Below are 12,363 nucleotides of genomic sequence, written 5' to 3'. Positions count from 1 at the left end.
CGGATTGACCATGAGCCGCTATCGACCACCCCGCCCTGCTGGCACCGCGCTGATCACCCCGGAAGGTGAAGCGCGGATGCGCGCCGAACTGCATGAGCTGTGGCATGTGCGCAGGCCACAGGTCACGCAATCGGTCAGCGAAGCAGCGGCACAAGGCGATCGCTCGGAAAACGCTGAATACACTTATGGCAAAAAGATGCTGCGCGAGATCGACAGCCGCGTGCGCTTTCTCACCAAACGCCTTGAAAGCCTGAAAGTGGTCAGCGAAAAACCCGGCGACCCGAACAAAGTATATTTCGGCGCCTGGGTCACGATTGAAGATGAAGACGGCAAACAGTCACGCTACCGCATCGTCGGCCCCGATGAGCTGGACCTTAAACAGGGCCTGATCAGCATCGACTCGCCCCTGGCCCGCGCCTTGATTGGCAAAGCGCTGGATGCCGAAGTTCGGGTACAAACGCCGACCGGCGAACAGTGCGTGTATATCGTGGCTATTGAGTACCCCTGATTAACAGCACCGCTGTTTATCCGGGGCGTTTCTTACAAACAGCGTGGCAGTTGTCTCATTGAGCGTTGAGCCCACGAAACTAAGCTGAGGACTACAAACCACTTACATTATTTAATGGAATAAATTAATGACACTTTTAACCCGCCTCTTCGCAGCACTTTCATTGAGTGTGCTCGTCATCACCCCCGCAACAGCAAGCGCAAGCAGCTCCGACTGGACTGAGGCTGAGATAAAACGGCTACCAGGCAAGGGGCCCTATCTTTACAAAGACTGCATCACACCGTTTAGCGGGCATTGGGTGCCAACATTGCCGTTTCGTTCGACTTACTCGACGGCAGAAGAACTCATGGCCAACTCGAATTTTGAACAGTGCGTGAAGTTTGGATGGTCGTCTTATCACCAGTTTGAAACTTGATCCGTTTCAGCTTTACCTGTTAAGCAAAGCTGATGGCGACCCTGTTCATTAACGCAACGTGATTAAACCCTGGCGTGACACGCGTATAAGGTTGCGAATGACCAACTCGGCATTTTCGCTTGAAGGCGACTGAATCACTGCCAGGTCAAAACTGTCGGCGGCAAAACGCGTCAGCTCGTCGCCGACCTCAACAAACTGAATCAAAAACGCTGAAGTTTGCCCTTTGCGACGCGGCCAGCCGTCCAGATAACGCAGCAGCGTTGGCTGATGTTTACCGCCCAGGAGGATTTTTGGGTTGCGCGAAGTCTGATTGGCCGTGATCGGCGCTAGACGAACGAAAGGACGTGGTTGACTCATGTATCGGTTCTCCGCCTCAAGGTTCTGCGTGGCAGGTGAGAGGCAACACCGAACCAGCGCTTTAGCGGTATTTCGAGCGTCTTTTGACACCCTGGCGCCCCGCAAGTAGCTGTTTAAATCGGCGCAAGAAACATCCTAGATAAAGCCGGTTACAACTGTCAAGAATCATATGCTGCGAAAACCCCGTACCAGATGCCCCCATGAATTAATGCACGCTTAGATGAAGAATGCGTCTGCGCCAAGTTGAATTCGATCATTTGAAACCCCGCCGTCATAATCCCTTGTTACGCTGCCGCCGAAAATGTTTTGTAACAGTTAACAGGACTCCGTAATGAGCGACGAAAAAGACAAGGACACCCAACTCCCTGCCGATGCCAGCCGCCGTCGCTTCCTCGCCGGAGCAGCCGCGCTCGGTGTCGGTGCGGCGACCTTAAACGTGTACGCAAACACCCCGCATGACACCCCCGTCGCGGCTGAACCGCTGACCCCTACCGAGCTGGACAAAAAACTCCACGAACAGGTGAAAACCATCGTGGTGATTTACGCCGAGAACCGCAGTTTCAACAACTTGTTCGCCAACTTCCCCGGCGTCGAAAAACCCTTGTCGGCGCTCAAGCCTGCGGACTATCAGCAGCGCGACCGCGATGGCAGCCTGCTCAACACCCTGCCACCGGCCTGGGGCGGCGTCTTGCAGGTAGGCCCGCAAACGGTTGACGGTGTCACGTATCCACAAGGCGTGCAGTTCCAGGAAAATCTGCCCAACGCACCTTTCGCTCTCAAAGGCCCGAATCAGGAAGACCTGCCGTTGAGCCTGGTGACCCGTGACCTGTGGCACGTGTTTTATCAAAACCAAATGCAAATCAACGACGGCAAAAATGACCAGTTTGTGGCCTGGGGCGACTCCGGTGGTTTGCCCATGGGCCACTACGCGCAGTCGCAATATTCCCTGCGCTTGTGGGATGTCGCCCGTGAATTCGTACTATGTGACAACTTCTTCCAGGGCGCTTTTGGCGGCTCGTTCCTCAACCACCAGTACTTGATCAGTGCCGCCGTGCCGGTTTACCCGGACGCCGCCAACTCTGTGGCCAAGAGTCAGATCGCGACCCTGCAAGGCGACGACCCCAAAGGCACGCGTCTCAAGCCGCTGGATAAATCCCCAGAAAGCGCCATGACCGGCGCCCCGCAGTTTGGCCCCAGCGCGATTACGCCTGACGGCTACGCGGTCAACACCATGGCCCCGCCCTACTGGCCGACCTGGATACGTGACCCCGAGCGCCCGGACTACTCCAAGCCCGACCTGCCCAGCGTGTTGGTGCCGCAAAACCATGAACACATTGGCGACAAACTGAGCAAAAAGAACATCGACTGGGCCTGGTACGCCGGTGCCTGGCAAGCCACGCTCGACGAGTACAAAGACTCCGGCGGTATCCCCAAGATCCCGAACTTCCAGTACCACCATCAGCCGTTCAACTACTTCACCCGTCAAGGCCCGGAACACCCGGCTGAGCGCAGCAAACGCCTGCGTGATGGCGGCCTGGGCGACGAAAGCAGCAGCAACCGCTTCCTCGCCGATGCCGAAGCCGGCAAGCTGCCAGCCGTGTCGTTCTACAAACCTCAGGGTAACCTCAACCTGCACGCCGGTTATGCCGACGTGGCGGCGGGAGACCGGCACCTGGACCGCGTACTCAAAGTGCTGCGCAACAGCCCGCAATGGGAAAACATGGTCATCGTGCTGACCGTGGACGAAAACGGCGGCTGGTGGGACCACATTGCGCCGCCCAAGGGCGATCGCTGGGGCCCGGGCACACGCATCCCGGCGTTGGTGGTGTCACCGTTTGCGCGCAAAGGCACGGTCGACCACACGGTCTATGACACGGCGTCGGTCCTGCGCTTGATCACCCGCGTGCACCAACTGGAAACCCTCGACGGCCTTAAACACCGTGACGATGCCATGAAAGCCCGCGGCCAAACGCCCATGGGCGATATGACCAACGCGCTGATGTTCTGAAGCTGACCCGCCACACACAAAAAATCCGCAGCCCTTGTACCGGGCTGCGGATTTTTTATGGCCAGCGAAAAGCTCGCGATTAGCCAGCGATGGCCCGATCAGCCGAGAGTTTGCCAGCACCTTCAAGCAACACCGCCAGCGTGCCGCCGAGCAAGGCCAGGGCAAACTCATAGCCGTTGTTGGCCATAAACAGCCCGTTGTGGATGTGCACCGAGAAAATGGCCACCAACAAAGTGAACGACAAGCCCAAGGCCGCCGGGCGTGCCAGCAAACCGATAATCAAGGCCAGCCCGCCAAAGAACTCAGTCCCGCCCGACAACAGTGCCATCAAGGTGCCCGGTGCCAGACCGATGCTTTCCATCCATTGTGCGGTGCCCGCCAGGCCGCCCCCACCAAACCAGCCAAAAAGCTTTTGCGAGCCATGGGCCGCGAAGATGATGCCGACAAACACCCTCAGCACGGTTAAGCCGTAGCCAGCACGGGTGGCGAGAACAGTCTGGATCAATTTGCTCATGGTGCGTTCCTTCAAATCAGGTGGGGAATGGACGCCATATTAATCAGTTTTTATCATGTTAAAAGTCGAATAAACCCCGAATTACAATCGAATTATTCGATTACTTGCGAGAAGCAACCCGCCCTGCTGCCGGCTCCAAAGAGTCGCGCTCGCGGTCGAATGCCAAATAGTATTTATTCACGCTATTAACATAGCTGACGGCGCTCATGCCCATCTGCTCCATGGCAATACGCTCTACCTGAAAAAACCATTGATTGGGGTTCAAACCCCGGCGCTTGGCCTCCGCCCGCATGGCCTGCACCCGCTCAGGGCCCATGTTGTAAGCCGCCAGCACAAAGGCCATGCGCTCACGTTCATTGAGTTTAGGGCTGGAAAAAAATTTACGGCGGATCATCGATAAGTACTTGGCACCGGCCTGCACATTGTTATCGACATTCTTGATGTCATTGACCCCGACCCGCTGTGCCGCCGAAGGGGTAATTTGTAGCAGCCCCGTCGCGCCACCCGAGCCTCGTGCTCCGGGGTCCAGGGCAGATTCCTTGAAGGCCAGCGCGGCCAGGTTCAGCCAGTCCATACCCTGTTGCCGTGCATGTTTTTGCAGCACCGGGCGCAGTTTTTCAAGTTTTTGCCGGTCCGTTTTGGCCAACGGGTAATGCACCCGGTACAAGCCTCGGTAAACCTTCTCAAACGCCAGATCCTGATTGGACGGGGCTTTATAACTGGCCAGGAACTTGTCGACACTGGCGTGCAACATGGCCGCATCGCGGCGTACAAACCAGCGCATCGCGGCCGGCTCGCTAATCAACACCTGGCGGTCAAAACGCAGCTTGGGCATCAGCGTGGCCCAACGCTCGGCAATCGGCTTTTCGACAATGGTCAGATGAAAGATCCCGGCCTGGACCATCTCCAGTACATCTTCCACTGCAAGGCTCGGGTCGACCCACTCCACCTTCACCGGGGGCAATTTGCGCAGCGCGAGCTTTTGATTGATCAGGCTGATGGACTCACCGGCCGCGCTGCCGGTGGTCAATGCCACTGTGCGCCCGGACAGTTGTTCAAACCGGGTAAAACGCCGCTCGCCCTTCTTCCCGACCAGCAACAACGGCACCCGATCGACCACAGGATCACTCGGGCTCACCGCATGGCTGGGCTTGACGTCCAGCAACTCACCCGGCGCCATCAAGTCGCCTTCGCCACGCATGAGCGCACCGAGTAACTGATCCTTGGCCTTGGGAATGATCTTGAGGGTGATTTCGTGCCCGTCGCGGGCGCTGGCATTCAGGTATTGCTCGAAAGCGCGCAGGCGATGGTATTCAACACCGATGTCCTGGCCCTGCACTTCGCCGGAGCTGTTGCGGCTTTGATTCACTAGCACACGCAACACCTGACTGCTGCGAATCTGCGCCAGATCGCGGACCTGGCTTGGCTGCCCGACTTGCAGAGGCCCAGCCAATCGCGCCATTGCCGGGAGCGGCAACAGCAACAGGCACAGCGCAATCAATAACGTAGGTCTCGTCATCCGTTCTCCGGAAAGAATACAGTCCCGCGCCGCATCGGATTACCCGACAATCGGTCACCCCATTGGGGGAATTTCAGCGCTGGAAACAGAGCGCAATACAGCCAATGCACCCTGAAATGAAAAAGGCATTGCGTTGTTGCGGCATTCAAAGACAACCATAACCGTCTGTAGTTCTTGGTTTTTCTTATAAAACTACAGCTCTGATATGCTTCACGGCCTGTGGCCTGAGGTAGAACCATGCAACTCATCGATATCGGCGTCAACCTGACCAACTCCAGTTTCGACGGCAAGCACCAAGCCGTACTGGACCGTGCGTACGCTGCTGGCGTCGCCCAACTGGTCCTCACCGGCACCAGCGTTGAAGGCAGCGAACAGGCCTTGCAACTGTGCCGTGAACTGGACGAAAACGGCCAACGGCTGTTCGCCACGGCGGGCATTCACCCGCATTCGGCCAGCGACTGGAACGGCGACAGCGCCCAGCGCCTGCGCGCGTTGCTCAAAGAGCCGAACGTGCGAGCCGTGGGCGAATGCGGGCTGGACTTCAACCGCGACTTCTCGCCGCGTGCACAACAAGAGAAAGTGCTTGAAGAGCACTTGGCGCTGGCCGTGGAGCTGCAATTGCCCGTCTTCCTGCACGAGCGCGACGCCAACCAGCGTCTGCTGGAAATCCTGCGCAATTACCGCGACCACCTGCCGGCAGCGGTTGTGCACTGTTTTACCGGCGAGCAGCGGGCATTGTTCAGCTACCTCGACCTGGACCTGCACATCGGCATTACCGGCTGGATTTGTGACGAGCGCCGCGGCACCCACCTGCACCCGCTGGTCCGCGACATCCCGCGCGGTCGCTTAATGCTTGAGAGCGATGCGCCGTACCTGCTTCCGCGCACCTTGCGCCCCAAGCCCAAAAGTGGCCGTAACGAGCCGGCTTATCTGCCCGAAGTGCTGCGCGAAGTGGCCGTGCACCGCGCCGAATCCGAAGACGACCTGGCCGCCCACACCACCGCCTGCGCCCGGGCATTCTTCAGGTTGCCGGCGCCGGACGCATAACCCAAATCTGTAGGAGCGAGCTTGCCTCGCGATCTTTTGATCTTCCCAAGCCGGGTCCTCCTTGTATCGGACAGCTTGACCCATATCAACATTGTCTTCATAAAGTAGCGGCACAATGATGGCACCTTGCCAATATTGTGTTCGCCACATCAGAGAAGACCTTCCATGGGTGCCTGGCTTAGCAACATCTCGCTTAAATACAAATTCTGGGCTGTGAATGCGGTGGCCTTCGTCACCACGTTGCTGCTGGTGCTGTACGCCGTTCAACTCGAACAGCAATCACGCAGCAACGCCGCCCACGCCAATGCCAAGGCTCAGGCGCACCTGCTCAGCGTGTGGCCGGCCAATCAGCCACTGCCCGAAGCCCAAGACCTGCTGCTACTGGTGCCCAATACCGTGCCGACCGTCAACGGTCAGGCGTTGCCGCAATTAAGCGACGCCAACGGCTGGGTATCGCTCAATCACATGCCTTTGTTCGGGCAAAACCCGCTGTCCGGGGCAGAGGTGGTCAGCCGCGAGAATGGTCAGAAGGTCGCCGTGCTGGCCTATGCGCCCAGCCTGGCGCAAGTGTTCGTCGAGCGTTTGCCCAATTATGCAGCGGCCGTCCTGGTGCTGATGCTGGCCATGCTCTGCGCTTCTCAATTGTTGATTCGTTTTCTGCTCAGCCAGCTCAACACCCTCAAGGATGTGATGCTGCATGTCGAAAAAACCGGCGATTTGTCGGCCCGTGTGCCGTTGGCCTGCAACGATGAGGTCGGCCAGATGGCCAGCGCCTTCAATGCCATGCAGGCCGGTTATCAGCGGGTGGTCAACACCGTGGCAGACACCGCCGCGCAACTGGATGCCGGGGCCGCGCGCCTGGCCAGCAGCATGAACGAAGTGCAACACGGCATGCTCGGCCAGCAAAGCGAGACGGACCAGGCCGCCACGGCCATCAATGAGATGACTGCCACAGTCCATCACATCGCTCAGCACGCAGGTGCCACCCGTGATTTGTCGCAAACCGCCGACGACCTGGCCGGCAGCGGGCAGCAAGTGGTCAGCCGCGTGCAAACCTCCATTGCCAACCTGTCCGATGGCGTGCAAAAAACCGCCGAGATGATTCAGCAACTGGCCCAGGACAGCCAGCAGATCAATAGCGTGGTCAGTGTGATCCACAGCATCGCTGAACAAACCAACCTGCTGGCGCTCAACGCCGCCATCGAGGCCGCCCGTGCGGGCGACATGGGCCGTGGCTTTGCCGTGGTGGCCGACGAAGTGCGGCACTTGGCCAAGCGCGTGCAAACCTCCACTGACGAAATCACCACGATGGTTTCAGCCTTGCAGGCCGGCACCCGGGATGCCGTGGACTTTATGCAAGAGAGCTCGTTCAAGGCCGATGATTGCGTGCAACAGGCTCAGGAAGCAGGCGCAGCCTTGGCCGAGATCACCCACGCGGTGGCGCAAATGCGCGAAAGCAATACGCAAATCGCGGTCGCGGCCGAGCAGCAAAGCCAGGTGGCCGAAGAAATGAACCGCGCCGTGGTCAGTATCCGTGATGTCACTGAAGACACCGTGCAACAAACCGTCGATTCGGCAACCACCAGCAATCAGTTGGCGACCCTGGCCGGAGAGCTGAACCGGGCCATTGGTCAGTTAAAGCTATAAGGCCTATAGCCAGAGTTGATTCGCCGTTCACCGAGCTCGCCCCTATTCTTGGCTCATCCGGTTCAGACAAGACTGAACCCTTGAACCAAGGAGAGAAATCATGGGCAAACGTCATCCTGATCTACCCGCCTGGCAATGGCGCTCTAACCCACAAGGCACCCACAGTGCCAGCCATCAGGCGCTGAGCCTGCTGGCTGTGGCGATGATGGTGTTGGCGTTCCTGCTATTGGCTACCGGCGTGTTCAGCAACAACGCCTCAAGCGCGGTGATTGGCCTGGTGGCGCTGTTTGCGGGCATGGCCATTCAGCGCCAGAGCCGCCAGCTGGATGCCAAGGCTCAGCAAGCACAGCGCAGCAAAACGTTTTAACCGAAGATGGCGACGGTCTGGCGACTGATTGCAATCAGTTCGCCATTGGGCGCCCACAGATTGGCTGCCACATGGCCGTAGCCGTCACGGGCATGTTCGATCACCGCCAGGTATTTGCACCAGTCCAGGGTGTTGGCGGCGGGCAGCGGCTGCACAAACTCCACCGTCCAGGTCAGCGTGCTGCCCGCCGTGGGTTTGTTGAGCAACGGCAACAACGCCGGCGGCCAGGTGTCGATCAACGCCAGCAAGTGGGTTTCTGTGAGCGGTTGCTTTGCCACCTCACCAGCAAAACGCACCCAACCGCCCATTTCACGTGTGCCCCGCCCGGTAAACGGAATGGCGCCCACGGCAAACGCCATCGACAAGTGCCGCATGAATTCCGGAGTCACCCCTTTGATGTAGGGCAATAGCGGGCATTGCTCTGGGGCTTTCATGTCAGGGGCAGGCAAGCTGTCCACCTTCACCGCAGACTCGCGGGCGCCACCAAAGCTGCCTTGCACCAGAGTCACCACCTGGCCGTTTTGCACGGCCCGGCCCAGCACCTGGCTCACCGCCTTGCCTTCGCGGAGCACCTCGACTTCAAAACTCACCGGCACACCCGGCTCGGCGGGCCCGACAAACGTCACCGCCAATGAGCGCAACGCACGCTCGCTGGACACTTGAGCGCGCATGGCTTCGTACTGCAACGCCACCATCAGCCCACCAAAACTGGCCCGCCCCTGCCCCCAATCTTCAGTGATGGTCACATCCAGGGGGTTTTTACGTACAGCGTCGACCAATTCAGAAAACTGCATACACACCTCAACGCTGAACAATAGGCCGTGATACTACTGACCCGCCCGCCTCGGCACAGCGCCTATATGCGCCAAATGAAGCAGTGAAAAACACAAATCCGTAGGAGCTGCCGAGGCACGAAGGCTGCGATCTTTTAAAGATCAAAAGATCGCGAGGCAAGCTCGCTCCTACAGAGGTGCTTAGCGCAATTTGGCCAACACCCGGTCCGCGCGTTTCTCGCCTCGGGCCAAGGTGGCGCGCCATTGCTCAACGCACGGTTGCAGATCGGGCTGTTGCTCTGCCTGAGCGAGCCACTGCCAGGCGTCATGCCATTCACCCAAGGCCTTTTGCGCGTCTTTCAGGTGTTTCATCACGGCCTTGGGCACGCGGTCCAGCTCGGGATAGGCCTCGGCGCCATAACGCACACGCTTGATCAACAATCGGACCTTATGCCGGTCGTGGGCCGGGTCTTTCAGGGCTTTGTGCAGCGCCTGCCATTGCTTGGCCAAAATCGCCTCAATGCGTTGGCGCAACCCGCGCAACAAGCGCTCGCGCTCGCTGGCGCGCAAAAAGCGTGGGAACGCCTCGAGGATCATCAGCAATTGCGACAGCTCAGTACTGGCCGCCACCCGCGGGTAGCTGCCGGCCAATTGGGTTAACCGGCGCTTGGCCAAGGTCGGGTGGCCCTGTTGCTCCAGGTGCGCCGCCAACACTTCAAGGTCACGCAGCGGGGTTGTCAAAACGCCGACCTGCGAGGCCGACATTTCAAGCTGGACCACGCCCGGCAACCCCCGCAGCGGACGTAACAGGCTGCGCAAACGACGGACCGTGGTGCGCAGGTCATGCAGTGCTTCAGGATCGGTTTGGGCCTCTAAACGCGCCTGGCAGGCCAACAACTTGACCTCCAGGCGCAAGCAGTTAGCTACGATCCGATTAACCAAATCAGACATCCTTACTCTCCCTCGTCAGGTTGGCGCCTCAACGCCCGGCGCGGGACTCCTGGATATAGAAGCGCGCCTTCTCGGCCTTGGTCGTGCAGCCTTCAAAGGCCTCGAATTGTTGCTGAGTTTTCGCCGCCGTCAGCAAAGACAGGGCTTTGGAATAGCTGACCGTACCGGCAAAGCCTTCGGCCTTGGCCAGGTCCAGTTCGTGCCAGGCCGCGTCCAGCTGCGTGCCGCAACTGTCACGATAAACCTTCTTGCCCGCGCAACCGACCAAAGCAATCGCCATTAATGGCACACAGATCCAAGCTTTCATGGGGCAAATCCTCAAATAATTGTTCAGTGCTAAGACGGGCAACCGGCCTAAAAGTGCCGTAACGCAAAACGTCGTGGAGCAAGACTAGCTCGCCAAACCGCTTTGAGCTGTCACTGACTCACACAAAAAGGCATTGTAAGCACTTGTCGTGCAAAGGACCGGCTCATGAAGAAACGTATTGCACTGGTATTGGGCTCCGGAGGCGCGCGGGGCTATGCCCACATCGGGGTCATTGAAGAGCTTGAAAGCCGGGGTTACGAGATTGCCTGCATTGCAGGTTGTTCGATGGGCGCCGTGGTGGGCGGGATTTATGCCGCCGGCAAGCTTGACCAGTACCGCGACTGGATTCAAAGCCTGGATTATCTGGATGTACTGCGTCTGGTGGACGTGAGTTTCCGCCTCGGGGCCATTCGTGGCGAGAGAGTCTTCGGGCAAATTCGCAACATTGTCGGCGAGATCAATATTGAAGACCTGCGCATCCCTTATACCGCCGTCGCCACCGACCTGACCCACCAGCAGGAAATCTGGTTTCAAGAAGGCTGCCTGCACCAGGCCATGCGCGCCTCGGCGGCCATCCCCAGCCTGTTTACCCCGGTGATGCAGGGCAATCGCATGCTGGTCGATGGCGGTTTGCTGAACCCGCTGCCCATCGTCCCGGTGGTGTCCAGCCACTGCGACCTGATTGTCGCCGTCAACCTCAACTCCACCACGCAAAACCATTACCAGCTCCCGGTGATCCCGCGTCCGGCGGCCTTTAAAGGCCGGTTTAACAACCTGATGAATTCGCTGGGCTCGCACATTCCGTTTCGCACCCGCCAGGCAGAGCACCTGCTCGACCTTGAACAGGAGATGCTCAAGCCTGCCACCGAACCAGAAGCCGAAGTGCCCTTTAATCCCTGGATCGACTCAGCGACCCCCAAGCCTGCGCCCACCCTTGGGGCCAACACGCAAGGCGCGCCAAAGTCCGCCACGGGTTCAGTCATCATCGACAACGTCGGCCCGGCGTCGCTGCTGGATCTGATCAACCAGAGCTTCGAGGTGATGCAGACCTCTTTGGCGCAGTACAAAATCGCCGGATACCCGCCGGATATTTTGATCAACGTGCCAAAACGGGTGTGCCGCTTCTTTGAGTTTTACAAGGCCGCCGAACTGATCGCCCTAGGCCGGGAAATTGCCAAAGACACGCTGGACCGCTATGAAGCTGACCAGCGCTCGCAACCCTGACGCGGCGTCAGCTCAACAGCCGGTAGCCCACACCGGCCTCGGTGGCGATAAAACGCGGCGAGGTCGGATCATCGGCCAGTTTTTGCCGTAAATGCCCGATCACGATCCGCAGATAATGGCTGTTCTCGACATGGCTCGGGCCCCAGATGTCCTTGAGCAATTGCTGCTGGGTAATTACCCGCCCCGGATGGCTCGCCAGTTGCGCCAGCACCGCGTATTCCTTGCGGGTCAGGCCCACTTCTACGCCGTCGAGCAGCACCCGGCGAAACGCCAGATCAATGATCAAGGGGCCCAGTTCAACTGCCGCTTGCCGGGTTTCTCCGCTGGGAGCCTGACGCAACAAGGCGCGGATGCGCGCCAAAAACTCCTGAATGCCAAACGGCTTGGTCACGTAGTCATTGGCGCCACCGTCCAGCGCCTGGACTTTTTGCGCTTCGCTGGCGCGCACTGACAACACCAGCACCGGCGCCGTCGACCACTCGCGAAACTCGCATAACACCTGCTGGCCGTCCATGTCCGGCAAGCCGAGGTCGAGCACCATGACGTCCGGTTTGTTCAACGCCGCCTGGCTCAAGCCTTCGGCTCCGGTCGCCGCCTCAAGCACGGTGTAGCCCTGGGACACCAGGCTGATGCGCAAAAACTTGCGGATCTGAGGTTCGTCATCAATGACCAAAATCGTCGCAGGCTGGCTCATGGCAATTCATCGCAACAAAAGTAGGGCCAAAG

General features: G+C 58.9%; 14 protein-coding genes. 7 read left to right on the top strand and 7 right to left on the bottom strand.

Annotation, left to right across the window (positions count from 1 at the left end; all coding sequences use genetic code 11):
• Nucleotides 1-10 precede the first annotated feature (10 nt).
• Nucleotides 11-508, top strand: a complete 498-nt coding sequence (gene greB / locus QMX84_RS11650; protein WP_153334599.1) for a transcription elongation factor GreB — start codon at nt 11-13, stop codon at nt 506-508.
• 127 nt (nt 509-635) lie between these two features.
• Complete coding sequence (locus tag QMX84_RS11645) at nt 636-923, top strand: hypothetical protein (RefSeq protein ID WP_262126857.1); 288 nt, start codon at nt 636-638, stop codon at nt 921-923.
• A 48-nt stretch (nt 924-971) separates the two neighbouring features.
• Here QMX84_RS11645 and QMX84_RS11640 read toward each other — a convergent pair whose 3' ends face one another.
• Nucleotides 972-1,280, bottom strand: a complete 309-nt coding sequence (locus tag QMX84_RS11640) for a class I SAM-dependent methyltransferase (protein WP_153334603.1) — start codon at nt 1,278-1,280, stop codon at nt 972-974.
• A 331-nt stretch (nt 1,281-1,611) separates the two neighbouring features.
• Between QMX84_RS11640 and QMX84_RS11635 the strand changes: the two genes are divergently transcribed.
• Complete coding sequence (locus tag QMX84_RS11635) at nt 1,612-3,288, top strand: acid phosphatase (protein ID WP_262126856.1); 1,677 nt, start codon at nt 1,612-1,614, stop codon at nt 3,286-3,288.
• Between the two features lie 79 nt (nt 3,289-3,367).
• On the opposite strand, the gene QMX84_RS11630 is transcribed toward QMX84_RS11635, so the two are convergent.
• Both QMX84_RS11630 and QMX84_RS11625 read right to left on the bottom strand, forming a co-directional pair.
• A complete protein-coding gene (locus tag QMX84_RS11630) occupies nt 3,368-3,802 on the bottom strand; it encodes a DoxX family protein (protein WP_262126855.1) in 435 nt (144 codons plus the stop codon).
• 100 nt (nt 3,803-3,902) lie between these two features.
• Entirely contained in the window at nt 3,903-5,321 is a 1,419-nt protein-coding gene (locus QMX84_RS11625) for a transglycosylase SLT domain-containing protein (protein ID WP_123750351.1), read from the bottom strand.
• 237 nt (nt 5,322-5,558) lie between these two features.
• On the opposite strand from QMX84_RS11625, the gene QMX84_RS11620 reads away from it, so the two are divergent.
• The 3 genes from QMX84_RS11620 (at nt 5,559) to QMX84_RS11610 (ending at nt 8,382) form a co-directional block, all read left to right on the top strand.
• The gene (locus QMX84_RS11620; protein ID WP_282363850.1) at nt 5,559-6,368 is read left to right on the top strand and encodes a TatD family hydrolase; all 810 of its coding nucleotides are present in this window, start codon (nt 5,559-5,561) and stop codon (nt 6,366-6,368) included.
• Nucleotides 6,369-6,533: 165 nt separating this feature from the next.
• A complete protein-coding gene (locus QMX84_RS11615) occupies nt 6,534-8,015 on the top strand; it encodes a methyl-accepting chemotaxis protein (RefSeq protein ID WP_282363849.1) in 1,482 nt (493 codons plus the stop codon).
• Nucleotides 8,016-8,115: 100 nt separating this feature from the next.
• Nucleotides 8,116-8,382 (top strand): DUF3040 domain-containing protein, encoded by a 267-nt coding sequence (locus QMX84_RS11610; protein WP_123750348.1) that lies wholly within the window; start codon nt 8,116-8,118, stop codon nt 8,380-8,382.
• Here the strand turns inward: QMX84_RS11610 and QMX84_RS11605 are convergent.
• The 3 genes from QMX84_RS11605 to QMX84_RS11595 all read right to left on the bottom strand — a co-directional run bounded on the left by QMX84_RS11605 (nt 8,379) and on the right by QMX84_RS11595 (nt 10,413).
• The gene (locus tag QMX84_RS11605; protein ID WP_123750347.1) at nt 8,379-9,176 is read right to left on the bottom strand and encodes a thioesterase family protein; all 798 of its coding nucleotides are present in this window, start codon (nt 9,174-9,176) and stop codon (nt 8,379-8,381) included. The genes QMX84_RS11610 and QMX84_RS11605 overlap by 4 nt on opposite strands.
• Before the next feature lie 180 nt (nt 9,177-9,356).
• Complete coding sequence (locus tag QMX84_RS11600; RefSeq protein WP_153334618.1) at nt 9,357-10,106, bottom strand: CHAD domain-containing protein; 750 nt, start codon at nt 10,104-10,106, stop codon at nt 9,357-9,359.
• A 28-nt stretch (nt 10,107-10,134) separates the two neighbouring features.
• The gene (locus tag QMX84_RS11595) at nt 10,135-10,413 is read right to left on the bottom strand and encodes a hypothetical protein (protein ID WP_153334620.1); all 279 of its coding nucleotides are present in this window, start codon (nt 10,411-10,413) and stop codon (nt 10,135-10,137) included.
• Between the two features lie 165 nt (nt 10,414-10,578).
• Here QMX84_RS11595 and QMX84_RS11590 point away from each other — a divergent pair, with 165 nt between their 5' ends.
• The gene (locus QMX84_RS11590) at nt 10,579-11,637 is read left to right on the top strand and encodes a patatin-like phospholipase family protein (protein ID WP_262126849.1); all 1,059 of its coding nucleotides are present in this window, start codon (nt 10,579-10,581) and stop codon (nt 11,635-11,637) included.
• A 7-nt stretch (nt 11,638-11,644) separates the two neighbouring features.
• Here the strand turns inward: QMX84_RS11590 and QMX84_RS11585 are convergent, their stop codons facing one another.
• A complete protein-coding gene (locus QMX84_RS11585) occupies nt 11,645-12,331 on the bottom strand; it encodes a response regulator (RefSeq protein ID WP_262126848.1) in 687 nt (228 codons plus the stop codon).
• Nucleotides 12,332-12,363: the final 32 nt, after the last annotated feature.

This window comes from Pseudomonas sp. PS01297 (assembly GCF_029959305.1).
Lineage (GTDB): Bacteria > Pseudomonadota > Gammaproteobacteria > Pseudomonadales > Pseudomonadaceae > Aquipseudomonas > Aquipseudomonas helleri.
The sequence above is the reverse complement of the archived record's forward strand: the minus strand, read 5'-3'. Positions and strand labels throughout refer to the sequence as shown.